Genomic DNA, 26328 nt, shown 5'->3' on the forward strand with positions numbered 1-26328 from the left:
GTAAAAAGACAGCTCGATCGACATTCTTACTGTGTAAGATAAAAAATTCCTCCCAATAGTTCTAAGACTGCGGTACAAAAAAAGCAACGCGGCTGGCGTATTTAATTTACACCTGCATAGCGTTGCTCGATCGGTTTTACCCGAAGTTCGTCATACCTGTCGTTTATTATGTTACTACTAAATTACAAAAAGTCCAAATTTAGTCGATAGTCTTGATGATCCGGGCCGGATTTCCCGCAATTACCACGTTATCACCAAAGCTTTTGGTGACCACTGAACCAGCACCGACCACGACGTTGTTGCCTAACGTCACCCCGGGCAAGACGGTCACCCGGCCACCAAACCAGCAGCTATCCCCAATCGTAATGGGCGCGCCCATTTCAACGTCGGCGTTCCGCTGGACGGGATCCAAGGGATGGATCGGCGTGTAAAGCCCGACATTGGGACCAAAGTAACAGTGCTCGCCAATTGTGATGGGGCACGTATCTAAGAAGGTCATGTCGTAGTTGCCGTAAAAGTGGTTACCGACGTGAATATTCCATCCGTAATCAAATTTAAAGTCACTTTCAACAAAAAAATCATTGCCCACGTCACCGAGCAGTTTTTTAAATCCTTGATTACGCCGTTCGTTATCAACTTCTTGGTTCAGTTGCTGAATCCGTTGGCGAATGAATTTCCGCCGTTCAATTAATTCCGGATCAAACTGCTGATAGGGTTCTCCCGCCGTCATTTTTGCTCGTTCAGTTTTACTCATCTAACATTCCGCTTCCTCACTCAATTTGTTTAAAGCAGTCCAATTTTACGTAACCCAGCTTGGGCAGCCAAGTTAATAAAGTTAAACGGTCGGTCGTAATACGGCTGGAATAGCATATCCACAAACGCTAAGTCCTTAAGCGTATTCTGGTTTTGAATTGCTAGAGAAATTAGGTTGGCCGACTGTGAAACATCGTGTTTGCTATAGAATTGGGCCCCTAAAATTTGCAAACCCCTTTTTTCATAAACCATTATACTCGTTATTTTGGTGGTCGACGGCATAAATTCTGGACGATAGTTATCTTCAAATAGGACATAATCAGCATCAATACCCGCATTTAACGCCCGTTGATAGGTCAAACCCGTCATCGATAAGGTGTGTCCAAAGAGAGCAATTGCCGAGGTCCCCTGAGCGCCCATTTCCGGCCACTGATTGCCAAAGATGTTGATCCCAGCTAAAGTACCCTGACGGACGGCATTCGTGGCTAAGGGGATGTATTCGGGAGTGTTGGTAGGGTTGTAATGAATAGTTCGTAAGTCACCCGCCACGTAAATGTCGGGATCCGAACTTTGTCCATATTCATTAGTGATGATTGCCCCGCGCCGGTCCATTTTCACTTCCCCACGCAATAAGTCGGTAACCGGAACGAACCCGGTCGACACAACCGCCACGTCGGTAGCAAATTCGCGGCCATCTGCGGTCGTAATCAATAACTCACTGACTTTATCGGTAAATGAGACCACCTTGCTGTTGGTTTCCACCTTCACGTGGTGATCATTCAATAGTTTAATAACTTTAGCACTCAACGGGGTGTCCACGTAATTATTTAAAATATCTTCGTGGCTTTGAAAAAGGGTTACTTCGTGGTTAGTGTCCACCAAACTTTCAGCCAATTCAACGTTAACGTAACCACCACCTACTAAGGCAACTCGCCGCGCATCCTTCACTTTTTCATGTAAAAGTTGTGCTTGTTCATAATTCTTACATAACATTACCCGCGCGTGATTAACTCCCTTGATTGGCGGTAAGGACACCATTGAACCGGTACACATAATGATTTTGTCATACTTTTCCCGCTTAACGGTGAAATCATCCATGTCTTGCACCATTAACTCTTTTTTTTGCCGGTTAATTCGGATCACGTCATGACGCAGATTTACGTGAATGTTTTCAGTACGGATGTCTTCGGCACTATCGTAAAACATATCTTCAAGTTGCTTAACCCGGCCATTTAAATACAAGGCAATCCCGCAGGAAAGAAACGAAATGTTATCATTTCTTTCATAAATATTTACCTCGGTAGTGGGGTCTTGTCTAATAATTTCACGAACCGCAGCGGTTCCGGCATGGGTACATCCGATAATTGCTACTTTCATTTTTCCTCCTAATTAGTCTATACTATAGACAGTTTTAATATTTCCAAAAAATCTATTCCCAAAAGTTATCATTCCATAACAAAACAATTATAATAGTTAATTTACGATACATCAAAAAAGGTGTATCGCGATAATTTTTTGCATCACAATTCAAATTCGAGGAGTATTGTCTTTAATGTTTAGATTCTTCATCCAACCACAATTGAATACCGTTGCTCAATCCGTATTAGGTTACGAACTATTAATTAAGCAGTACCGGGACGGCGCTTGGCGAATGCCCAAATCATTTTCGGCGATTCCCGCCAAAACGATGGCCGATACCCTAATTGCCACGGTAAAAGAACTATCGTTAAAGGTCGGCTCAGTTTCCGTCAATGTTGACCGCCATCAGATTCAAGATCAGCACCTCATCCATGCACTCATTATGGCCCAGGCTGTTTTACGACCAGTTAAGCTAGTTATTGAGTTAATTGAAGATGCAGTAAATCCCGCGGTAACTAACCAAGAACTGATTCCTACGGTACAAAACTTGAATGATTTGGGAATTCAATTCTGCCTTGACGACGTGGGTAGCGGAATTAACACTTGGCCAGAGATAAAATCGCTGTTGCCCTATACTAGTGAACTCAAGTACGCTTTACAAAATTATAAAGAGCACTTGAGTGAAACCAACGCTGAGCACCACGTTGCGTTTTGGCAAAAAATCGCCGCTGAGCATAAGATGCGTTTTATTCTTGAAGGCATCGAGGATGACCAAGACGATGCTTGGGCAGACCGAATGAAGATTGACCTACGCCAAGGCTATTATTATGGCAAACCAGCCTTGATGAAAATTTACGATAGCGACCCTGACTAAAAATATTATCAATTTCGCATAGTTTACTATAATTAGCGAGTTTTTTAACCCATTATGCCTATTAACCTGGGACAGAAGCCGAGCAGCTGGTAAGCATTAACTGAAAAAATAACTATTACGCCTAAATTTGGCATAATGGTCGTTTTTGGGTTACGCGAAACCAACTGACTTTTGGCGTTGTTAAAATTAACATCTTCAAAATAATTTCCCCTTTTTTGTTTAAAAGAACTGATTAAAAAAGGCGCCCACAGTTTTCCAGCTGTAGACGCCTTTTGCTTTAAACTAGTGCGTTTCCCGCACCTTTAACAAACTAACCACTATTCAATTTCAATTCCTGAACTAGAATCGTCATTGGTCTTTGGTAGTGTGATACTCAACACACCGTTATTAACCTTAGCCTTGATATCGCTTGCCTTAACCCCTGGCAAGGAGTAGCTTCTGTGCATGATTCCGTAGTTCCGTTCAGTCATGGTAACGTTGTGTTCCTTGTCTTCATGATCTGCGAAGCTATCTTTCTTAACTTCGACATTCAAAACACCATCTTGGTAGTTTAGCTTAATGTCCTTCTTGTCAATGCCCGGAACATCAATCTTAACATTGTAGTCCTTATCCGATTCACTAACGTCAGTCTTTAAGCTAGTTGGAGTTGCGTTCCAGCTGTCGTTGAAAAATCCACGTGCCAACCGGTCAAAGAATGGATCCCACATATCATTCCTACGATTCATCATTTCATTAGCCATAAAACAAAACCCCTTTCCAAATAACCAAAATGATCGATGAGGTTTTTGTTTACCTCATCTCTTCACTTTCTTATTGTAGTGCATTGGTCAAAGAAAGTCAAACTTTTTATTTGACTTTCTTTGACCAAATTTATTTGGCAAAAAATGCCTTGATTTTGCAAATAAAAAGCACCTGAGAGTCAATTTTTTCCGATTCTACTGCTGCATAGTCGAAACGCGTGAAAGTCATCAATTTTCTTCCGCTCCACTGCTGCATAGTCGAAACGTGTTTTGAAATCCAGCTCTCTCCGGCTAACTAAATTAGGGACCAATTGCTTAACCCGCAATTAGTCCCTAACTTTCTATTGCTATGTAGTCGAAACGCGTGAAAGTCACCAATTTTCTTCCGCTCCACTGCTGTATAGTCGAAACGTGTTTTGAAATCCAGCTCTCTCCGGCTAACTAAATTAGGGACCAATTGCTTAACCCGCAATTAGTCCCTAATTCTGTTAGTCCTCAAGAGCTACCCGGATTTCAAAACACTCTAATTTCTTTCCGGAAACCAAATCTTAATTTCTTTTTCTGCGCTTTCCCTACTATCCGAGCTGTGGACCACATTCTTAATTGGGCCTGGTCCCCACGCCCTTGCAAAGTCGCCCCTGATTGTTCCTGGCATTGCTTCACTTGGATTCGTTGGTCCCGCCATCTTCCGGAAAGTTTCGATGATTTCATCACCCTCCGCAATGATTGCTACCAATGGGCCACTCGTCATAAATTCTTCAATTCCTGGATAATATGGTTTATCCACCAGTTGGGAATAGTGTTGCCGAAGTTGTTCCTTAGTCGCGTTAATCATCTTTAACGCCTTAAGTTCATAACGCCGATTTTCAATTCGGGAAAGCACGTGGCCTACGTGTCCACATTGCACTCCGTCTGGTTTAATTAAAATCAAAGTTCTCTCTTCACTCATATGCGCATCCCCCTTGGATTTTCATACCCTAATTATATACTAGGAAACGTACTCGTTATAAATTTTTCGCTCACCAAACATAATTTTTATGGGTTTATTAAGAAACACTAATTTTAGCACTTTGTGAACTTAGATTGAAGTTGATTTGAACTTCATTTTAAAGCTGTTTTAACTAAAAAATACTTTTCAAGGATGAAAAGGTCCTTAAAAAGTTGTTTTAATGTTTTGGCTTCAATAGAGCCAAAACGTGTGCCAAAAGTTAGTTTTTTCCGCTTAACCAAAAATTGGCCATGATGCCAAATTCAGGCATCATGGCCAATTTCTAGTTAATGCTCGCAAACTATCCGAATTTTGTCCCACGCTTTTCTTAATTTACATTATGCTATCTTCAGGGCTCCGACCGGAACTTTTGAATAATCGTAATCGCTACAATCACTAAGATTGAGCCAATCAATTCGGTGATGTTGAACTTCAAGTTTAAGAACAACAAGCTTAATACAAAGGTCACTACCGGTTGCACAGCGTCCAAAATGCTAACCACTGCCGATGGAGCAAAGTTCAAGCTATGTAACAATGCCCAGAATGGCAAGATGGTTCCGACTAAAATTACGGTAGCCATTGACAATACCAATCGCGTCGTAATTTCAGGAGTGTTAACCCACACTGGTTGGTGAATATTGAACAAAATTCCGCCAATGATTAACGCCCAACCCAAGACGATCATTGGAGAATGGTCTTTGGTGATCGGCTTAGGCAAAACAACGTAAAACGCGGCCGTTACCCCAGAGAGAATCCCCCAGATTAAAGCACTATTTGAAATTGCTAAACTATGAATATTGCCGTGGGTAATCGCCAAGAATACCCCTAACATGGCAATCACGAACGCGATTAAATCACTACGCATCGGCCGTTCGTGTTTGAAAATCAGACTGCCCAAAACAATGAACAGCGGACTTAAGTATTGTAAAATCGTGGCCGCAGACGCGTTTCCTTCCTGCACACTCATGTAGAAGGTTAATAAATTAGCCATTAAACCAAAAATTGCGTAAGCAAATAACCATAACACGGTTCGTAATGATTTAAAAACATCAAAAATGCGCATCCGATACTTGATAAAGCTGATAATGAGTAAGAGAACTCCTGCTCCACTCGTCCGTGCGGACAAAAACCATGAAGCCGGAATACTTTCTCCCTGAGAGATTACCTGCAATACCGTACCAGAAATTCCCCACATACAGGAAGCAATGAGGGCCCAAAAAATTCCTTTTCCCACCTGCTTGTTTGTCAAATTATTCTCCATCTCAGTAACCTCACCAATTTATTAATTTACAATATCACTAAAAATTATATCTAAAAAACCTTCCTTCCGTAAAGAATTAAGGCTTGATAAATAAAAAGACAGGACCTCTGCCCTGCTTCTTACGGTAGCTTTTAATTAGTTATCCATCGTGTCTTTAATAACTTCAACGATCTTATTGATGTGTTCAAGTGTCTTCAAGAAATCGTCTTTACCATAGCGTTTAGCCACGTCGTCTAACATTTCCTTAAAGATCTTATCATTTTTCCAATACATTTCGCGACCACGGTTAGTCAACGTTAAATACTTCTTCCGCCGATCTACCCGATCGCTCTTTTGTTCGATTAAACCTAGGTCAAGTAAAGTCCCTACTTTACGTGAGATTGCACTTTTAGTTACTTCTTGTGTCTCTGCAATTTCACTCAAAGTAATTGGTTCACTACCAGATTGTTCGATTATATGCATGATCATAAACATATCAAAGGATACTTGTGGATCAGAAATTTTACTTTCGAGCAATGTTCCAATCAACTTGATACTCTTATTATATGCTTGAGCAATAAATGAAATATCTGCTTGTTCCATTATTTTTCCTCTTTTCTTTCTAACTCTCCAAAAACCTTAAACACTATTAAATTTTAACACACTAATAATTATAGTCAAGGCAACGCTTAAAATGGTAACACATTAACCCGATGTTTTACAATATATTATGTTAAAAAGGTTTTATAAAACAAACTATTTATCCATATATAGTTGTTGAACTTGTTGTTGGACTACATCATGTTTTAAAAATTCATCGTAAGTGGTATCTGCCCGTTCTACCACTCCACGATCTGAAACTTCAATAATGTGATCGGCCGTCGTTTGAATAAATTCATGATCGTGAGAAGTCATAATAATGGAACTCTTAAACTCGGTTAACCCTTCATTTAGTGCGGTAATTGATTCCAGGTCAAGGTGATTAGTTGGGTCATCTAAAAGCAAAACGTTGGCCTTGCTTAACATCATTTTTGAAATCATGCAGCGAACCTTTTCGCCCCCGGAAAGTTTCGTTACGTTTTTCAACACGTCTTCCCCAGAAAAGAGCATCTTGCCTAAGAAACCACGTAAGAAGGTGTTGTCACTTTCTTCTTTGTCAGCGTACTGCCGCAGCCACTCGAGTATGTCCAAATTTTCGTCAGTAAAATATGGATTAATATCGCGAGGAATGTAACTACGCTCAGTAGTTTGTCCCCATGTAACCGAACCCTCATCCGGTTCAAGTTCTCCTGCTAAGATTTGCATCATCACCGTGGTCGCTAAATCGTTGCGACTTAAGATTGCGGCCTTTTCTCCGGGACGAATTGTAAAGGTAATGTTATCCAAAATCTTTACGCCGTCAATTGATTTACTAACCTTATCAACCCGCACTAAATCATTACCTAACTCACGAGCTGGGTTAAACCGGATAAACGGATATTTACGCGAAGATGGTTTGATGTCGTCCAGCGTAATTTTTTCCAACTGCTTCTTCCGGGCGGTCGCCTGTTTTGATTTCGAGGCGTTTGCGCTGAACCGCGCCACAAATTCTTGTAATTGCTTGATCTGTTCTTCTTTTTTAGCGTTGGCATTTTCTGCTAAACGCTTAGCAAGCGCACTAGATTCCATCCAGAAATCATAGTTTCCCACAAACAATTCAATTTTGCCGTAATCGACGTCGCACATCATCGTGCAGACCGAGTTTAAGAAATGGCGGTCATGGGAAACCACGATCACGATGTTCGGAAAATCTGCCAAAAAGTTTTCTAACCAGCTGATTGATTGCGGATCCAACCCGTTTGTCGGCTCATCTAGGATCAAAATATCCGGCTTGCCAAATAACGCCTGACCGAGTAACACCTTGATGCGTTGACCTTCAGTCAGTTCACTCATCTTGCTGTAATGTAATTCTTCGCCGATTCCGAGCTGTTGCAATAATTGAGAAGCTTCTGCTTCGGCATTCCAGCCGTCCATTTCCGCAAATTCTGCTTCCAATTCCGCAGCCTTCATCCCGTCTTCGTCCGAGAAATCAGGCTTAGCATAGAGTGCGTCCTTTTCCTGCATCACTTGATACAACTTTTGGTGACCTTGAATAACGGTATCCATTACCGTAAACTCTTCGAACGCGTAGTGGTCCTGATTCAAACTCGACATCCGTTCGTTAGGCGAAATGCTAACGTTTCCCGACGTCGGTTGTAATTTTCCTTCTAAAATTTTCAAAAAGGTTGACTTGCCGGCCCCGTTTGCGCCGATAATCCCGTAGCAATTGCCCGGGGTAAATTTTAAATTAACGTCGCTGTACAATTTTCGATCTGAAAATTGCATGCTCATATCCGTTACAGTTATCATTGATTTCCTCCATATACTAACAAAAGGCAAAAATAAAAGAGAGTGGGACAAAAGTCGGTATTTACGAGCATTAACTGAATCCCCCATTAATCGCAATCTAGGCGGTTGATGGGGGATTTGGTTAAGCAGAACAAACTGACTTTTGGCACACGTTCTGGCACTGTTAAAGTTAACAGTCCAAAATGGTTTCCCAGCCTCAATATCCTTCAATCTTTTTAATCTAACATACCTACTATATCCGAGCAACTTTCTTTTACTGAAGCTCTCGCATCGGCTTGGTTAAGCAGGTTTACTTATTTTTTCCGGTGGACACCACCAAATTCAAAATGATTGCCACCATAGCCGCAACCGCGATTGGCGAGCCTAGTAAATATTGTACCATCTGAGGGGCTTCCTTCACCACCGTTGTGGGAATTAATACTAGCGCGAAGGTCAAAACAATCGGAATCCCAATTACGTATATGTCGCCATCTTTTTCTTGGAGGTTACGGATAACTCGCAAGCCGTTTAGCATAATGGTTACGCAGATAATCGCAAACACGCCGCCAATCACTGGGGCCGGAATGGCGGACAGAAACGCCGAAATCTTAGTAAAGAAGCCGAGCACGATGAACCAGATTCCAGCCGAAATGAACACCCGTTTACTGGCCACTCCGGTAATTGAAATAATTCCGGCATTTGTGGAATAGCCCGTTACAGGCGTAGACCCTAATAGAGCAGCAATTAGACAACTAATTCCTTCCCCAATTAAGCCACGGTTCCATTGTTTGTTGGTAATTTGGTGGTTAGTGACCGCCCCCATCGCAAACCAAGTTCCCGTTGTTTCGGTCGTTAGAATCGCGTAAATAATGATAAAAGTTAAAATTGCGGTTGGTGAAAAGGTGATTCCGTAATGAAAGACGGTGCCTTGCGGTAAGCTAAACCACGCCGCTTGTTTAACGGTGCTCCAGTCGAAGCGGCCCATCATGGTTGCCGCAACCGTACCGGCTAATAACGCAATGATGATTGCTCCAGTTCTAAAAATCCTTTGTAAACTAGGAAAGTGAATGCTAATTGAAATCGAAATCAAGAGCGTAACTGCCGTAATTCCAGCCAAAATTATATTTTGGTTGATGTTGCCGCTAGCTTGAAAAATATTACTGTTTAACGCAGTGGGGATCAGCGACAGTCCCACGCAAGTTATGATGGTGCCGCCCACCAGCGCCGGCACCAAAGTTTGAATAATCTTGTAAAAAACACCGGATATTCCCAATAATATAAGCAAAATTGCTCCCACGATGAGCGCTCCCAGCAAGGTAGCCATCCCTTTTTGGAGCCCACCGCTAGCGAGGACAATCCCCGACGCTGCCGTCAGCGGAACAAAAGAAGGTCCCTGAGAAATTGGCATTTTCATGAAAACAGCGGTTTGAATGATGGTCCCGATTCCGGCCGCTAAGAAAGCCACCTGTAAAAGTCCCATTTTTTCGCTAAAGGACATCGACAACATCATTGCTAAAATGACCGGCGGAACGTAGACGTCCATTGCCAAAACGTGCTGTAATCCTAATAAGCTTGCCTCACCATTGCCAATTTTATCGTCGGGCCCGATAAATAAGTTACTATGTTTTTCTTCCATTATTGAAATACTTCTCCTATGCTTACTTTTGACTAACTAAATTTCCGGCAATCAATACTTTTGAAATATCGTCTAGGTTAGTTTGATACATTAACCTTGAAAAAATATCTGTCGGAGCGGTTGAAGAAATCTCCGCCAAGCCGTCCCTTACAATTTGCAAATCAGCGTAACATCCCCGCTTGATCTGACCGGCCGGGATGTGAAGCGCGCGGGCTCCGTTGACCGTTGCCATATAAAATGCTTGCATTGCTGAAATCCGCGAATTAGCTACGCCTCGCTGCTTAGCGGCCACCCGGTTATCTACCCCGTCTTCAAGCATTCTGGCGGAAATAATTGCCTGTTGAATGTTTCGGTAAATGCTAGCAGAAAAGCCACCTGAAATATCCGAACCTAACCCAACCGTTATTTTCTCCAAAATTTTTCTGACCGGGAGTACCGCATTTCCAAAGTAGGCGTTAGAAATCGGACAATGAGCAATTGCGGCGTGAGTCTGTTGGAAAATTGCTAAGTCATCTTCTCCTAATAACGTCCCGTGCGCCATAATCGAGCGGTCGGTGAGCAGATCCATTTCCTGAAGAACTTTTGCATCTGATTTACCAAACCGGTCCATTACATAGCCGTGTTCCCAATCGCTTTCACTACAGTGGGATTGAATCAGCAAATTGCGTTCCCGCGCTAACTTGCCTAACTCCAGTAACGTTTCATCTAAACAACTTGGAATAAATCGTGGGGTGACCACCGGAAAAATTGGTGCTTTTGAAAACTCTTCCTGGATTTTTTCAATAAAATTGACCGTACTATTTATTGCTGTTTTGGTAGAAGCATTGCGGTAGTAGGCTGGGGTTTGCTCAGGGTTATCCATTACTACCTGACCAATAAACGCCCGTTGCCCGAGCTGGTTGCATTCCTCCGCTAAAACTAAGTTTGCTGCTTCATGAATTGTGCCGAAATACAGCGCGGTAGTGGTGCCGTTATTAACTAAATTACGCACTAAGTGGTGATAACTTTTTCTAGCAAAATCTGTATCTTGGTACTTGGCTTCCAACGGAAAAGTATATTCGTCTAGCCATTCGTTCAACGGTTTATCTAACGCCATCCCTGCTTGCGGCCATTGGGGAGCGTGAATATGTAAATCAATAAAGCCTGGCAAGAGGTATTCATCGTCGGCTAATTCGATTAACTTTTTAGCGGTCCGAGCTTTTACTAAAAGATCGCGATATTTGTCCTCTTTGGGCAAGACGATATTATCAATCATTCCCTTTTCGTCAATCACCACTAACGCGTCCTTAACAAAATTAACTTTTTGGGTTGATTCAGCCGAAAAGAAGGAACCCTTAATAATTTTTTTATAGTTAATTATCCCCACTCCCTTTCATTCTTTTTATATTATCACGAAATATATTTAATTAAAAACGGTTTTTATGACCGATTTTAACGAACATTGTTTTCAAAAGCGCACCAAAAAAGGCCAGGAAACAAATTTCCTAGCCTTAAGTCAGCGCCGATTACTTAGACTTTTAATTTTATTCCGTTGCCAAAGCTTCCACCGGATCCAGTTTAGAAGCCTTACGGGACGGCGTAAAGGCCGCCAAGAGGCTAATTACCACGCTGATAATCACTCCAAAAGTAATGTATCCCGGAGTAATTCCGATGATCGCAAAGTCAATGTGTTTCTGTGACAACTGGTTGGCACCCCATTGAGCTAACAAGGCGAGCACCGAACCAAACACACTAGAGAACAAACCGAGGAAAAAGGCTTCGGAAACAAACAAGTTACGGATGTCTTTTCGCCGTGCACCAATTGCCCGAAGAATCCCAATTTCTTTGGTCCGTTCGGCAACGCTAATGTAAAGTACCACGATGATCATGATTGCCGAAACTAGTAGTGAAATTCCCGCAATTCCCGCTAGAACGTAGAAGGCCAGCATAATGTAGGTGTTTAACGAGTCTAGGATTGCTCCTACGCCGGTAATTGCGTAGGTTGCCCGTTGCTTGCCCTTCACCTGATGCTTATAACCCTTAATCTTGTTTTGAACGTCCTTAACGTTCGTAACTTGATCAACGTTAACCGTGAGGAAGTTAGGGCTAAAGGAAAGCTTTTGGTCCGTAAACATTCCCTTTAAAGTGTTGTAGTTAATGGCGCTGGTCCCGGACGTAATTACCCCCGAAACCGTGACTTCTTTTTGCAATTGCACCGGCCGTTTTTGGTCATCAACGGTGGTTACAAAAATGGTCACTTTTTTGCCGACCACGTTTTTGTAATGCTTGTCCAACTTCTTCGCTGACGCCTTATCTAACAAGATTTCATTTGCGTGTGGTAAGTGTCCATACTTAATGTCGTTGACCCGCTCAGTCTTATTCCAAGTCTGTAAAACTTGTAAGGTCGTTGACTTCTTTTCCTTAACCACCTTAGCCGATTGCAGGTAATAACCGCGTTCGACCGACTTGACATGGTCCATCTTCTGGAAGCGGCGGTAATCCGCATCCGCCATCGTGATTCCCTGGCCATCTTGCATTTGTTCAGGAGTAGCATTTTTGCTAACTTGCACCGCGGTCGGGTTAATTTGCGACGAAATCTGGTCGTTCATATACCCAGTCACCCCGTTACCTAATCCCAGCATTAAGATTACCGAAAAGATCCCGATCGAAGCACCGAAAATAATCAACAGGTTGCGTTTTAAATTGTACCCCATGTGTTTGAGTGCCATTTGTAACGCGTCCCCAAAGGTCAAATGCTTGGGCTGGAAGCCTTTTTCTGCCGCAGGAACCGGATAAGGATCCCGCAAGTTAGCTTCACCATGAATCACTCCGTCGTCCAAATGAACCACTCGGGTACCAAAGTCAGCTACTTCTTGAGAATGGGTAACCGCAATTACCAGCTTGCCATCCTTAGCAATCGATGCCAAAATTTCGAGAACCTCTTGGGTATTTTGACTATCTAACGCACCGGTGGGCTCGTCGGCGATAATCACATCCGGATCTCCTGCTAAAGCCCGGGCAATGGCGACCCGTTGCTTTTGGCCCCCTGATAATTGGTTAGGATGTTTCCGCATGTGCTCTTTCAACCCCACCCGGGTCAACAGTTCCTTAGCCCGGGCCACTCGTTGAGCATGGGATAACGAGGTCATTTCCAAGGAAACGAGCACGTTATCTAAAATATTCAGGTGACTAATCAAGTTGAAACTTTGGAAAATAAAGCCAATGTTTTCCCGCCGGTAAGCGTCTAACACCTTCGGCTTTGCGGAATGAAGCGATTGGCCGTTGTAGACCACGTCGCCTTCGTACTGGTGGTCCAAGCCCCCGATAATGTTCATCAAGGTCGATTTTCCGCCACCCGATTCACCTAAAATCGAGACAAATTCTCCACGATCGAATTTCAAGTTAATCCCCTTGAGGACCTTGAATTCTTCATCGCCTAAATAATAAGATTTATGCACGTTTTGGACTTCAAGTAAACTCATATTTTCTCCTCTTATGATCTATATTCTGCAAGTTAGTCTGCATGGACTTGCTTAAAGTGTCCTGGGTGGAAGTACTTATCGACTTCGGTCACCACGAGAACTACAATTCCAGCCACGACCGGAATCAACCATTGCATGCCGCTCATTGCCGCAGTGCTGAAAATCGCTTGCATGAACGGTAAATAAGTTAATCCCAATTGTAACACTAATAGAACCCCGATTATCCAAAAAATATGCCAATTACGGAAAACATCCGTAGAAAGTGCTGGCTTTGGTGTTCGAATATTGAAGAGGTAAAAAATTTTACCAAAGACGATGATGTTTACCGTCACCGTGCTAGCCACTAATTCGCTGATTCCCTGACCACGAAGCCAGTCGAAGCCGACCATTCCTAGTCCGGCAATTAAAATCGAAACGTAAATAATTTGGATTACGTCCGCCCGGTTTAAGAACGCCCTTCCCGCCGGACGCGGTCGCCGTTGCATAATGCCCTCTTCTGCGGGTTCAAACAAGAAAGCAAATTGAATCGTGATCGCCGATACCATGTTGATCCAGAGTAATTGGGTCGGTACCAACGGCAATTCTTGTTGGCTAATAATCGATAGGAGCACGATTAACCCTTCCGCAAAACTAGTCGGCAATAGGAAGCGGATCGTCTTCTTAATGTTGTCGTAAACCCGGCGACCTTCGCGGATCGCTTTGGAAAGGGTCGCAAAGTTATCGTCGGTGAGAATCATATCCGCCGATTCCTTTGCCACGTCAGTCCCCTTAATCCCCATCGCAATTCCGATATCGGCGCGTTTCAAGGCGGGCGCATCATTTACTCCGTCCCCCGTCATCGCGGTAACCAATCCGTTAGCTTGGTAAGCTTCTACAATGCGTAACTTATTATTCGGCGTGGTCCGCGCAAAAACATTGTAATTTTGGATAACTTTCCGCAAGGTTTCATCATCCAAGCGGTCAATTTCTGCACCAGTAATTGCCCTAATTTGGTCGTCCAACCCTAATTTTTGCGCAATTGCCGTGGCTGTTTCCGGATGGTCACCAGTAATCATCTTGACCTTTACTCCGGCATCCCGCATGTCGTGCAACGCCGCAATCGTTTCTTCTCGAGGAGGGTCAATTATCCCCGCCACCCCTAAAAATTGCATTCCATTTTGCAAATCTGCATGGGTTAAAGTGGTTTGCTCTGCCGGAGCTTTCTTATAAGCAACCGCCACCACGCGTTGCCCTTTTTGTGCAATTTGGGAGACCCGGTCGTACCACTCCGTCAAGTTAAAATCGGGATCGTCCTTAACCATTTCAAAAAGTTTATCGGGAGAACCCTTTACGTAAATCAATTTTTCACCAGTTGCACTCTGACTCAACTCCGCGATGTAACGATAGTCTGAATCAAACGGAATCATGTCCACTTCGGTCCACTCAGGAACCCGTTGCTGAAAGGCTTTGTTCGCCAGGGTTAAAAATGCCCCGTCGGTAGGTTCCCCGTTAATTTGCCACTGACCATCAGTTTGCGTTAATTCAGTGTCGTTAGCGTAATAACCAGCCAAGATCAATTTTTGTAAATCCGGGTGTTCGGTCAGTTGCACCGGCTGACCATTCAAACACACCGTGCCTTCCGGTTGGTATCCCGTTCCCGTAACTTCAAATTCGTGTTGTTTAGTAACAACGGATTCCACCGTCATTTCATTTTTAGTCAACGTCCCGGTCTTGTCGGTTGCGATTACGTTCACCGAGCCTAACGTTTCTACCGCCGGCAAAGATTTCACAATTGCGTTTTGCTTGGTCATTTTGTTAATTCCCATAGCCAAAACTACCGAAGTACTTGCGGGCAGTCCTTCTGGCAGGGATCCCACGATCATCGTGATCAACGCAATGACTAAAACAGGTAACGAGTAGATTTTAGTCAGGTAGCCGTAAATTCCCACTAACATGGCTACAATGACAATCCCGTACGAAATGTACTTTCCTAATCCATTAATTTCCCGCATTAACGGGGTAGTTTTACTCTTAACGGTCTTGACGCTGGAACTAATTTGACCAATTTCAGTTTGTTCCGCGGTAGCCACCACGATTCCAAGTCCGCTCCCGTTAGTAACCGCAGTCGAAGCGAACGCCGAGTTAGCCCGATCCCCTAAGGGAGTTTCTTCCTTGAGCGCCGTAGGAGTTTTTAAAACAGAATCTGCTTCACCAGTGAGCGCAGCTTCTTGAATTTTCAAGTTATCCGCGTCCACGATCCGGAGATCTGCCGGCACGTGGTCCCCCGCCTCTAAAAAGACTAGGTCGCCCGCCACTAGATCTTCGGCAGGAACGTCAAGTCGTTGCCCATCGCGGACCACCGTAGCTTCCACTTGCAACAGCTGTTTAATTTTGTCCACCGCACTAGAAGCCTTCACTTCTTGGAAATAACCAATTAGCGCGTTAATAATTACCACCATTCCGATAACGATCGAATCTGAATACTCTCGCAACATAAAGGTGGCAATTGCAGCAACAATCAAAATGTAGATAATGCTGTTGTTGAATTGCTTTAAAAAACGCGTTAAATTGCTGGTCTTCTTTTCGGTCAAAGCGTTGGGCCCGTCCACGGCTAAGCGTCGTTGGGCTTCCGTGGCGGTGAGCCCCGCCTCGGGATCAGTGCGGAGAATTTGAGCGACCTCCGCAGTAGTTAAACGATAAAAATGAGGCGAGGGAGAGTGACCCGCGCCATAGTCATCGGATGTGGATTTAGTGTGCATAAGCGCCTCCTTAGATTTATAGATAGTTTTTGGTAATTAAAGCATAGCAAAGGTGGGTGGGGGAAGGAAAGAAAAAGGCTCAGAGTGTTTTGCACCCCGGGTAGCTCTTGAGGACTAACTGAATCTCGTCATTAATCGCGGGTTTGGCGATTGATGTCGGGATTGGGTTAGCCGAAGAGGGCTGGGGCGCAAAACACGTTTCGGCTACCTCGCAATAGAACACAAAAAAACGAGCCAAGATTTCTCTTAGCTCGTTGATTAAATCCATGTATATTTTAAAGTGTCCGGCGCCGAAGTCGATTTTCTAGTGCACCAAGCACCAAATCAACAATGATCGCCATTAAAGCAGTTGGCAACGCTCCGGCAAGGATAATCGCGCCCCCGTTTGTGGCGTTGGTTCCGCGGATAATAATATCTCCCAGACCACCAGCACCCACGAAGGTTCCGATCGCAGTTATTCCGATCGCCAATACCATGGCGTTTCGAATCCCGGCTAAAATTACCGATAGTGATAGTGGAATTTCAATCATCCAAAGCACTTGGAGTTTGGTCATCCCCATCCCCTTACCGGCGTCGAGGTATGCATCGTTTACGTTCAACATCCCCGTATAAGTGTTTTTAATGATTGGCAGTAAAGCATATAGGAAGACCGTCACGATTACGGTAGATACTCCCAAGCCTAACCCAAGCATTAAAATCGAAAGCATCGCTAGGGATGGGATGGTTTGAATTACGTTTGCCAAACCAATCACCCAATCACTAATCTTTCGGTTTTTCGCGATGAAAATCCCAATAGGAATCCCCACGATTGCCGCTAAAATGACCCCGTAAATGGAAATCAAAAAGTGGCGACTGAATTCCGAAAGCACGTACATTCCATTATGCGAGAAGTAATAGAACAGTTGTTGCCAAATATTCATACTTTGCATTAGTGCTTCCCTCCTTCAAAGTAGTGGTGCGCCTTAAGAAATTCACTAGCTACCACCGATGGTTCTTTCAAATTATTATCAACTTGGTAATTCAATTCTTGCATTGTTTCCAACGAAATTTTCCCGTCTAACTTGTGTAAAACGGGTGCTAATTGCGGATACTTCTTCAACGCCTTGTTATTAACAACGACACTCGCGCTGTACGGCGGGAAGAATTGCCGGTCGTCCTTAAGCAATTTCAAATGGTAGCTGCGTACCCGACCGTCCGTAGAATAACCGAGGACCGCGTCCATCTTGTTGCTTGCTAAAGCATTGTAAAGCAATCCCATTTGCATTGGGTATACGTGTCCAAACTGGAAGCCATAACGTTTCTTGAAGTCTTCGTAACCGTCACCCTTTCGGCTTAACCAAGTTTGGTCGATTCCGACCTTCATTTTAGGAGCAATTTTCTTCAAATCACTGACCGTTTCAATATGGTGTTTCTTCGCAAAGTCCTGCGTTACCATAAATTGGTAAGTGTCCGCGAACCCGTAAGTTGGAAAGTACGTCATATCGTAACGCCGGTTGAATTCCTTGTTTACGTAATCGTTAACTGCTTGCGGCGACTTACCTTGGGGACCGTGCAGAATGGTCTGGTAGTCGGTTCCGCTAAAGCGAATCGAAGTTAAATCAGCTTCGTCACGTTTTTGAGCTTGAAAACTAACCGTTCCCGAGCCCAAGTTGTTGATTACTTCCGCATTTAAATTCGTATCATGTTCAATTAACTGTTGAATCATTGCGCCCATAATTTGCTGTTCAGTAGTATTTTGGGCTGCAATCCGCACCGTATCTCCCGAGGTGCCGTTCAAACCAGGCCAGCCGCAGCTCGAAAGCATTACGGTTAACACGCCTAGCGGTAGGATCAGCTTCAGTAACTTTTTCAACATCTAGCCCACCTCCTGCGTTGTTTTGGGGGTTAGTTTGGCTTCTAGTTTACCTAAAAGGAAATCGGCAACTAATGCCAAGATAATTACCGGAATCGATCCGCCTAAAATCAAGTCGGAACGGTATAAGTTCAAACCGTTGAAAATCAAGTCACCTAAACCGCCCGCCCCAATATAGGAAGCTAACGCCGTCCAGGCAATTACGTAGGTTGCTGATAAACGAACCCCCGCCATAATTACCGGAAGCGCTAATTGGAGTTCAACTTTCCACATCCGTTGGAAACTATTCATGCCCATCCCCTTTGCCGCATCAATTAGCGCAGGGTCTACACTGGTTAATCCCAGATAAGTGTTCCGTAAAATAGGTAATAATGAGTAAATGAATAGCGCCACGATTGCGGGAGTTGATCCAATTCCGAAGATTGGAATCATGATGGCCAACAAAGCAAGCGCTGGGATGGTTTGCATCACGCTGGCAAGTCCAATTACCGCCCCTGAAATTTTAGGAGCCCGCGTAAGCAGCATCCCGAGGGGCACCGCCACGATGATCCCAAGCGCAAGGGCAACCGCTGAAATATAAATGTGTTGTCCAGTCTTGCTAAGAATGTCCGCACCGTACTGATTTAAGAAGTTGATCATTATTGATCACCATCTTTCTTAGTAGACTCCTTTGTGGTTTGACTTGAATTGTTTCCGTCCGCAACGATTGAATCATCGGTAAAGAGTGCGTCATAAACCACGTCTACGAGGGTCGCCCGGGTAACAATTCCGGTTAACCGACCCTTCTTGTCAACTACCGGCACGTTCCGGAAACCACGTTTTAAAATACGATCTACGGTGTCCCGAATAATGGAATCTTCGTTAACGTAAAATACCCGCGGATCCATGATTTCCCCAACGGTTTTGCCAGAATGGTAATATTCGTCAACCTTTTCGATGCTGACAATTCCCTTTAGGCGTTCTTCGGCGTCAGTAACTAATAGCGTATCAACTCGCCGACTGTGCATAATGTCAAGTGCCCGAACTACCGGCTGATCAATCGCAATCGATGCTGGCTTATTCGCCACTTGCCCAACGGTCGTGATACTTGGCTTAGCTTGGATCAAACGATCTTGTCCAATTAAGTTAGCCACGAAATCATTGGCTGGATGACGTAGAATGTTTTCGGGAGTATCTACTTGGACTTGCTTTCCGCCGGTCATGACTACGATCCGGCTGGAAAGGCGTAATGCTTCATCCATATCGTGGGTAACGAAGATGAAAGTCTTACCTAACCGTTCTTGCAAGTCCTTAACGAGGTCTTGTAAATCTTCCCGAGTAATCGGGTCAAGTGCGCCAAACGGTTCGTCCATTAAAATAATGTCTTGATCCGCTGCTAGCGCCCGCACTACCCCGATTCGCTGTTGTTGCCCACCAGAAAGTTGGGATGGATAACGATCCAAATATTCTTCTGGCAAATCAACCAGTTTAATCATTTCTTTAGCCCGCTCATTGCGCTTTTCTTCGGGCCACTTCAATAATTTTGGTACAAGGGTAATATTTTCCCGAATGGTCATGTGGGGCATTAACCCAATATTTTGGATTACATAACCAATCTTACGACGAAGTTTAACCGGATCCATCTTGGCGATATCTTGCCCATTGATTTTAATCGTCCCCGATGTCTGCTTAAGCATCCGGTTAATCATTCTCATTGTGGTGGTTTTTCCCGAACCGGAAGTTCCGATAAAGCAGATAAACTCACCTTTTTCGACGTTTAGATTAAAGTCATCAACGGCCACTTTGTTCCCAGGATAAACCTTTGACAGATGGCTCATTTCAAGTAACATTTGTATTTAAACATCTCCTTATTTGTTCTCTAAAACAACTTGGTTTCCATACATTCGGTCTCAGAGGCATTGGGTGCTACTATAACATATATAACACTTTCTTGTACAATATCGCCAGCGTAAGCCCTCCAGCTGTAACCGAATTCTTTATTGTTTTAATGAGGATTAAAACTTGTTAAAAGAAATAGATGTTGTAAGATAGTACTATAAATTAAAAGGAGCTGAGAAAAATGGCAAAATATGAAACATTGCTTCCCCGTTTTCTAAGATATGTAAAAGTAAATACTCGATCAAACCCTAATTCAAGTACAGTTCCCACTGATCCTAAAGAAGTTGAATTCTTAAAAACTTTAGCAAAAGAATTAGAAGAAGTTGGCGTAGTGGACGTTCACACCCAACCATCTTCCGGTTACGTAGTTGGAACGTTGCCAGCTAACGACGATGGTAACACTCCCGTAATTGGATACATTTCACACGTTGATACAGCTGATTTCAACGCCGAAAATATCCAACCTCAAGTCCACAAAAACTACGACGGTGAATCTGACATTGACTTGAGCGGCGACGGCAAGTGGGTTTTGAAACCTTCCGTCTTTCCAAGTTTGAAGAAGTATGCCGGCCACGACTTAGTTACTACCGACGGACTCACTCTGTTAGGTGCTGACGACAAGTCTGGAGTTGCCGACATCATGACCATGTTGGACTACTATAAGGAACACCCCGAAGTAAAACACGGTGAAATCCGGATTGGATTTGCCCCTGACGAAGAAACCGGTACTGGTGCAGATCATTTCGACGCTAAGGACTTCAACACTAAGTACGCTTACACCGTTGATGGCGGCCCCCTTGGCGAACTTGAATACGAAACTTTCAACGCTGCGCAAGCAACGATTGAAATTCAAGGTAACGAAGTTCACACGGCGGTTGCTAAGGGACTCATGGTCAACGCTTTGCAAGTTGGAATTGACTACCACAACCAATTGCCAGAACATGATCGTCCAGAAGAAACTGAAGACCGCGAAGGCTTCTACCACCTCTTTAAGATGACTGGGACACCTGACCACGCTCAGTTAGTTTATATTATTCGTGATCACGACCGGCAAAAGTTCGAAGAACGTAAGCAAACCATGAAGGATATTGCTGAAAAGATGAACGCCGAATTTGGTGAAGACCGGGTCAACGTGGAAGTTCACGACCAATACTACAACATGCGTGAAATTCTCGAAAAAGACATGACGCCAGTTAACATCGCTAAGAAGGCCATGGAAAACTTGGACATTAAGCCGGATATTTACCCCGTTCGTGGTGGTACAGACGGTTCTAAGATTTCCTTCATGGGAATCCCAACCCCTAACCTCTTTGCGGGTGGCGAAAACATGCACAGCCGTTACGAATACGTTTCGGTTCAAACCATGGAACGTGCGGTTGACTTGCTGTTAGAAATTAACCGTATTAATACAGAAGAAAACAATTAATTTTTAAAGAGTGGGCAAATTCCGTTAGCCAAAAGGACTAGGAATTGGAACCCGATTTGACATTAAGGACTGTGACAACCTCGTTGTCCAGTCCTTTTTTAATAGAAAAGGAGCTTAATTATGTCACTGACAATGGCGATTATTGGATTTGGTAAAAGTGCCAACCGTTACCACATCCCCTACATTAAAGAACGCGACATCAAAATTAAATACATTTACAACCACCAGCGTCACCCGGAAAAAGAGCAAGGATTTTATGATCCTAACACCATCTTTACCGACGACCTTGAGCAGGTTTTAAACGACCCGGAGGTTCAGTTAGTTACGGTTTGTACGCCGCCGGCCACCCACTTTGAATACGGAAAATCTGCGTTAGAACACGGCAAAAATGTTTTAATCGAAAAACCTTTCGTAGCCAACCAAGCCGAGGCTAAAGAACTTTTTGCACTAGCTGATGCCAAAAAATTACTGGCGATGCCTTACCAAAACCGACGTTTCGATAGCGACTACTTGACCCTCAAAAAGGTAATTGAACGCGGCTACGTGGGCCGGCCCTTGTTGCTTGAATCCCATTTTGATAAGTACCGTCCCGATGACAGCCTTCATGAAGGTTCCCAAGTCGATGGCCAATTTTACGGCTTGGGCGTCCACATGCTTGACCAAATTTTGGGGCTTTTTGGCAAACCTCAGACAGTTAACTACGATATCCGGGCAATCCAAAACCCCGCTAGTTCCGTCGATGATTTTTACGAAACGCAGCTATTCTACGATAATTTTAAGGCGACCGTGGTCAGCAATCCGTTAGCCGCGCGTCCCTACCCTCGTTTCTTACTTCACGGAACTAACGGAACCTACGTTAAGTACGACATTGACCAGCAGGAAAACGACTTAAAGCTTGGCATCATGCCAGGCGACGATCATTTTGGAATTGACGCTCCTAGTCAATTTGGGGTGGTCAAGTATAAAAACCAGAATGGCGATTGGATTGAAAAACAAATTCCTACCATTAATGGAGATTATGGTCGGGTTTACGACTCTATCGCCGCTACCCTTACCAACGGCGACCCCAAATTAGTTTCCAACGAGCAAGCCTTATGGAACATGGAAATTTTAGAGGCGGGGATCGCTGAAAAAGGTCCTCATCTTTATCAAATGAAGTAAATTAAAACCGTTAATGGTTAGGGTAAGCTGGAAACTTGCCCGCAACTTAACTGACTTTTCATCTTACTAACCAAAAAGAGCGGGGCCAAAGTCGGATAGTTTATGAACGTTAACTAAAAATCGATCGTGATGAATTTACATCACGATCGATTTTTTAGTTAGGTAGGTTAAACTGTCTTTTGGTACACGTTTTTGACGCCGTTGAAGGCAAACCGCCCCAACAGCTCTTTCTTTAAGAATCTTTTCATCCTTGAAAAGCATTTCTTTAGTTTTTCCGTCTTTTTAATTTTTTCCTCATTAGGCTACTAAAAAGCGCAAAAGTTTTTTACGACCTAATTATTTTACGCAGTAGCTACCTTAAACTGTTCGTTCACATACTTAGCGTACATTGGATGAGAAGCAACTAACTCTTGATGCGTTCCCGAACCCGTAATTTGCCCATTTTCCACAAAGTAAATTTGGTCGCTGTCCACGATTGTCGACAAACGGTGGGCAATTACTAGCGTAGTGCGCCCCTTCATTAAGTTGGCTAAGGCATCTTGCACCTTCATTTCCGATTCTGAATCCAAACTAGCCGTCGCTTCATCAAGCATTAAAATTTTCGGATTCCGGAGAAACGCCCTGGCAATCGCGATCCGTTGTCGCTGTCCGCCAGAAATTTTTACGCCCCGTTCGCCAACTTCGGTATCCAGTTGGCTAGGCATTTCTTCAACAAATTTCCTTGCATACGCTAAATCTAATACATCCCACAGTTGCTCATCCGTAAAGTCGTCGTCCAAACCGTACGTAAGGTTATCACGGATTGTCCCCGCCATCATGGCCGAATCTTGGGATACAAATCCAATCTGTTTACGATAATTAGTTAACCGAATGTCTTGAATATTAGTGTTGTTAAACTTAATTTCCCCGTGCGTTGGTTCATAGAAACGTTCTAACAAGCTAAAGATGGTTGATTTTCCGCCGCCAGAAGGGCCCGCAAACGCAATCACTTGGTTAGGCTTAGCCTCAAATGAAATGTCTTTTATGACTTTTTCTTCAGGAGCATCCGCGTAAGCGAAGTCAACGTGCTCCACCTTTAAATCTTTATCAGCCAAATCTAGCATTTCACCATGATTGAAGTCTTCCGGTACTTCTTCCAACAATTCTTCAACCCTTCTTGTGGAACCAGAAGCCTTGGCCATTTCTGAAAATAGCGTTGCAATAATTGGCAATGCCCCAATCAAATTAAACAGGTACATCAAAAAACTCATTAAGGTACCAATTGACATCACCCCAATTGCAATTCGGTGAATTCCATACGCCAAAAGACCAAAGATCATGCTCATGAAAACCATCATCATAATGGGCTGCATCGCCGCATCAAAAACGGCTTCTTTTTTCCCAATTTTAAACAAGCGGTTAATTTCCTTATCAGCGTGTTCTTGAGCTTGGTTTTCCGCGTTAGAAGTTTTTACCAGCTTAATTTCACTGAGCGTTTCGCTAACGATCCCGTTAAATAGTGCTAGCGCGTCTTGCCGTACGTGGCCGACCTTCGTGCCAAATGCCATTACCGGAATCATTAAAATGACCACCACGGGAACGGCAATTACCATTGCTAAGGTCATGTGCCAATCCATCCGAATCATCATGTAGACGGTCCCTACCACGGTAATAATGCTGGCTAGGGTTTGGGGGAAGGTAACCGCCAAAAGTTGTTTAACCTGGTTGGTGTCGTTAACTAACCGACTCGAAATTTCGCCGGCCTTTACGGTATCAAAATAACTAACTTTTAGGAGGGTCAATCTTTCCCACAACGTTTTCCGTAAATTCTGGATGACGTTTTCCCCAAAGATTCCGAGAATCGTCCCGCCAATCGCCGAAAAAATTGCCGAAGCCACAAAAAGTAAAACCACTTTGGCTAATAACGAGTAATCCACGCCTTTAGTAAAGTTATTAACTAACGTGGAGGCTAGCTTGGGCACGTAGACTTGGACCCCTGAACTAATTGCTAATAAAATTACCCCCAACACTAAAAGCAGGTACTTAGGGCTAGTTTTCTTAATCAACCCGAAAAACTGTCTAAAATTAAATTTAGTACGATCTTTACGGATCGAATCGTTAAAACGTGCGTTTGCTGCCAATTTTAGCGCCGTCCTTTCTTCCAATCTTCAAAACCACCAAAGCCCCTGAAATCGCCGGGACGCATTCTTCCGAAATGGTTATGCCGAAGCATTTGTTCGCGGGCTCTTTCAAAATGCGGGCTCATTTTGCCAAATTGTTCCCAACGGCAATCGTTGCTGAACACTTCACTAAATTTTTCTTTGAATTCATCCCCGTCCATGTTTTCAACCATCCGTTTTAAATAGTCGGCCAAATTGGTTAACTCGTCGTCCGAAAAATCCTCAAACAAGACGTCTTTTAAAGTCCCCCCGATGGATTCGTGAGTTTTTAAGCTTTCGGTTCCTTTATCCGTAATTTTAATGATGGTTACGCGAGAATCACTAGGCGATTTTTCGCGAACCACGGTACCGGCTTGTTCTAATTTTTTAATAATCTGGGTTACGCTGGACGGTTTGATGTCTAAGAATTCTGAGATCCGGCCCGCAGTTACGTTTTCTTCCTTAGCTAGTAGCTTCAAAGTTTCGAACGTGTTATCCGTTTTTTCTTCTATCCGGTTCGCAAAAACCAAAAAAGGTTGGTGAGTGATTTTCATCAAGTTGTCTAAAATTTCATCTTTATGCATTATTAAAGTTCCTCCGTTCAATTTATTTAGTTTACTTTTTATTTAACGAACTAAATAATAAAATCATTTAGTTCGTTTGTCAACATCAAAACTAAATAAATTACGATAAAAAAATCAAAACTCAGCCTTACCGGCAGTTAGCCGATAAAACTCAAGTTTTGATTTCGTTAATAATAGTTCCTAACTGCGGAGCGCCTATTTAATTTTCAAATCTTGGAGTTGTTCCTCCACGTCGTCAATCTTAGTGTTAACTTGTAATAAAGCCGCTGCGGAATACGCACTTTCGACCAAAGCCGTGTCGTACAGTTTAACTTCTTTAGCGGTCATTTCCATGGCCATCTCTAAATTCATCTTCGCACTGCCTAAATCGTAGAACGCGAGCAGCTTGTCTGCCTCATTGTCGTCAAACGCCTGCATGATGCGTTGCATCTCGGTACCCACCTCACCATTAGCGAGTCCGCCAGCGGTTGTTACCGGAACGTCCTGGGCAACTTGTTTGATTAAGCGCTGTACGCCTTGCGCAATTTCGGCGACGTGCGAAACAATCACAATTCCGTATTCCATTATTTCGCCTCCACTGCTAGTAAAGTCTTCAGTAAGTAACCGGTGGAAACGGCTCCCGGATCTAAATGACCTACCGAGCGTTCACCAAGGTAAGACGCCCGGCCCTTCTTGGCAATCATTGGCTTAGTGCTTTCAACCGCCCGGTCAACATCCTCGGCAGTGAACGTAGCCTTTTCTGAAATTGGCTCCCAGACGTCCACCATTGTTTTTTCGCCCAAAATTGCCTTGCCCCGCTTTTGTACTCCAGCGGTGGCGGCCACCAGGAGCTCGTGTACGTCACCGGTATTAGCCTTCGCCATTTCGATGAATGCGGTTCCAAACAAAGGACCAGAGGCTCCGCCAACCTTGCTAATCAAACTCATCGCAATCGTTTTAAAAATTGCTGGCAGATCTGGAAAATCCTTCCCATCCAGGGCTTCCATTACAGCATTCATTCCGCGGGCCATGTTATTTCCATGGTCACCATCCCCGATTGGGGTGTCCAATTCACTTAAATAAGCGTGCTGGGTCTGAATCTCCTGATTAAATTTTTCCATCCACTTTTTTACGTCTTCCACTGTTAACAAATC

Annotated in this window: 22 protein-coding genes; 3 read left to right on the top strand and 19 right to left on the bottom strand. The window is 43.8% G+C overall.

Annotated elements, in window-relative coordinates; all coding sequences use genetic code 11:
* Nucleotides 1–199: 199 nt before the first annotated feature.
* Entirely contained in the window at nt 200–754 is a 555-nt protein-coding gene (locus tag HMPREF0623_RS05440; RefSeq protein ID WP_004166227.1) for a sugar O-acetyltransferase, read from the bottom strand.
* A 29-nt stretch (nt 755–783) separates the two neighbouring features.
* The gene (locus HMPREF0623_RS05445) at nt 784–2130 is read right to left on the bottom strand and encodes an FAD-dependent oxidoreductase (protein ID WP_004166228.1); all 1347 of its coding nucleotides are present in this window, start codon (nt 2128–2130) and stop codon (nt 784–786) included.
* A 175-nt stretch (nt 2131–2305) separates the two neighbouring features.
* Between HMPREF0623_RS05445 and HMPREF0623_RS05450 the strand changes: the two genes are divergently transcribed.
* Entirely contained in the window at nt 2306–2986 is a 681-nt protein-coding gene (locus tag HMPREF0623_RS05450; RefSeq protein ID WP_002829630.1) for an EAL domain-containing protein, read from the top strand.
* 317 nt (nt 2987–3303) lie between these two features.
* On the opposite strand, the gene HMPREF0623_RS05455 is transcribed toward HMPREF0623_RS05450, so the two are convergent.
* From HMPREF0623_RS05455 to HMPREF0623_RS05515, 13 genes are all read right to left on the bottom strand, one after another.
* The gene (locus HMPREF0623_RS05455; protein ID WP_002829629.1) at nt 3304–3726 is read right to left on the bottom strand and encodes an Hsp20/alpha crystallin family protein; all 423 of its coding nucleotides are present in this window, start codon (nt 3724–3726) and stop codon (nt 3304–3306) included.
* 523 nt (nt 3727–4249) lie between these two features.
* Entirely contained in the window at nt 4250–4675 is a 426-nt protein-coding gene (gene ndk, locus HMPREF0623_RS05460) for a nucleoside-diphosphate kinase (RefSeq protein ID WP_002829628.1), read from the bottom strand.
* A gap of 388 nt (nt 4676–5063) precedes the next feature.
* The gene (locus HMPREF0623_RS05465) at nt 5064–5975 is read right to left on the bottom strand and encodes a DMT family transporter (RefSeq protein WP_002832484.1); all 912 of its coding nucleotides are present in this window, start codon (nt 5973–5975) and stop codon (nt 5064–5066) included.
* A gap of 135 nt (nt 5976–6110) precedes the next feature.
* A complete protein-coding gene (locus tag HMPREF0623_RS05470) occupies nt 6111–6557 on the bottom strand; it encodes a MarR family winged helix-turn-helix transcriptional regulator (RefSeq protein WP_002829626.1) in 447 nt (148 codons plus the stop codon).
* A 153-nt stretch (nt 6558–6710) separates the two neighbouring features.
* Complete coding sequence (locus HMPREF0623_RS05475; protein WP_002832485.1) at nt 6711–8342, bottom strand: ABC-F family ATP-binding cassette domain-containing protein; 1632 nt, start codon at nt 8340–8342, stop codon at nt 6711–6713.
* A 289-nt stretch (nt 8343–8631) separates the two neighbouring features.
* On the bottom strand, nt 8632–9957 hold the full coding sequence (locus HMPREF0623_RS05480; RefSeq protein ID WP_004166234.1) for a uracil-xanthine permease family protein: 1326 nt from the start codon (nt 9955–9957) through the stop codon (nt 8632–8634).
* 22 nt (nt 9958–9979) lie between these two features.
* Nucleotides 9980–11323 carry an amidohydrolase family protein gene (locus HMPREF0623_RS05485; protein ID WP_004166236.1) on the bottom strand — a complete coding sequence of 448 codons (1344 nt, stop codon included), beginning with the start codon at nt 11321–11323 and terminating at the stop codon, nt 9980–9982.
* A gap of 157 nt (nt 11324–11480) precedes the next feature.
* Nucleotides 11481–13418, bottom strand: a complete 1938-nt coding sequence (locus HMPREF0623_RS05490; protein ID WP_004166237.1) for an ABC transporter ATP-binding protein/permease — start codon at nt 13416–13418, stop codon at nt 11481–11483.
* Nucleotides 13419–13450: 32 nt separating this feature from the next.
* Nucleotides 13451–16156: an HAD-IC family P-type ATPase gene (locus tag HMPREF0623_RS05495; RefSeq protein ID WP_004166238.1), complete on the bottom strand. Its 2706-nt coding sequence runs from the start codon at nt 16154–16156 to the stop codon at nt 13451–13453.
* Nucleotides 16157–16431: 275 nt separating this feature from the next.
* Nucleotides 16432–17085, bottom strand: a complete 654-nt coding sequence (locus HMPREF0623_RS05500) for an ABC transporter permease (protein WP_002829614.1) — start codon at nt 17083–17085, stop codon at nt 16432–16434.
* Nucleotides 17085–18011 (bottom strand): osmoprotectant ABC transporter substrate-binding protein, encoded by a 927-nt coding sequence (locus HMPREF0623_RS05505; protein WP_002832492.1) that lies wholly within the window; start codon nt 18009–18011, stop codon nt 17085–17087. The genes HMPREF0623_RS05500 and HMPREF0623_RS05505 overlap by 1 nt, the downstream gene beginning before the upstream one ends.
* Entirely contained in the window at nt 18012–18647 is a 636-nt protein-coding gene (locus HMPREF0623_RS05510) for an ABC transporter permease (protein WP_002829611.1), read from the bottom strand.
* On the bottom strand, nt 18647–19837 hold the full coding sequence (locus HMPREF0623_RS05515; RefSeq protein ID WP_002829609.1) for a betaine/proline/choline family ABC transporter ATP-binding protein: 1191 nt from the start codon (nt 19835–19837) through the stop codon (nt 18647–18649). The genes HMPREF0623_RS05510 and HMPREF0623_RS05515 overlap by 1 nt, the downstream gene beginning before the upstream one ends.
* A gap of 230 nt (nt 19838–20067) precedes the next feature.
* On the opposite strand from HMPREF0623_RS05515, the gene pepT reads away from it, so the two are divergent.
* Together pepT and HMPREF0623_RS05525 are read left to right on the top strand one after the other, a co-directional pair.
* Complete coding sequence (pepT, locus tag HMPREF0623_RS05520; protein WP_002829607.1) at nt 20068–21312, top strand: peptidase T; 1245 nt, start codon at nt 20068–20070, stop codon at nt 21310–21312.
* Nucleotides 21313–21432: 120 nt separating this feature from the next.
* Nucleotides 21433–22473: an oxidoreductase gene (locus tag HMPREF0623_RS05525; protein ID WP_004166240.1), complete on the top strand. Its 1041-nt coding sequence runs from the start codon at nt 21433–21435 to the stop codon at nt 22471–22473.
* Between the two features lie 341 nt (nt 22474–22814).
* On the opposite strand, the gene HMPREF0623_RS05530 is transcribed toward HMPREF0623_RS05525, so the two are convergent.
* The 4 genes from HMPREF0623_RS05530 to dhaL form a co-directional block, all read right to left on the bottom strand.
* Nucleotides 22815–24593 (bottom strand): ABC transporter ATP-binding protein, encoded by a 1779-nt coding sequence (locus tag HMPREF0623_RS05530; protein ID WP_036671497.1) that lies wholly within the window; start codon nt 24591–24593, stop codon nt 22815–22817.
* Nucleotides 24594–24595: 2 nt separating this feature from the next.
* The gene (locus HMPREF0623_RS05535) at nt 24596–25195 is read right to left on the bottom strand and encodes a MarR family winged helix-turn-helix transcriptional regulator (protein WP_004166243.1); all 600 of its coding nucleotides are present in this window, start codon (nt 25193–25195) and stop codon (nt 24596–24598) included.
* 195 nt (nt 25196–25390) lie between these two features.
* Nucleotides 25391–25759: a dihydroxyacetone kinase phosphoryl donor subunit DhaM gene (gene dhaM / locus HMPREF0623_RS05540; RefSeq protein ID WP_004166244.1), complete on the bottom strand. Its 369-nt coding sequence runs from the start codon at nt 25757–25759 to the stop codon at nt 25391–25393.
* Nucleotides 25759–26325 carry a dihydroxyacetone kinase subunit DhaL gene (dhaL, locus tag HMPREF0623_RS05545; RefSeq protein ID WP_004166245.1) on the bottom strand — a complete coding sequence of 189 codons (567 nt, stop codon included), beginning with the start codon at nt 26323–26325 and terminating at the stop codon, nt 25759–25761. Before dhaL ends, dhaM begins: the two co-directional genes overlap by 1 nt.
* Between the last annotated feature and the right edge of the window lie 3 nt (nt 26326–26328).

The organism is Pediococcus acidilactici DSM 20284, from assembly GCF_000146325.1.
GTDB classification, from domain to species: domain Bacteria; phylum Bacillota; class Bacilli; order Lactobacillales; family Lactobacillaceae; genus Pediococcus; species Pediococcus acidilactici.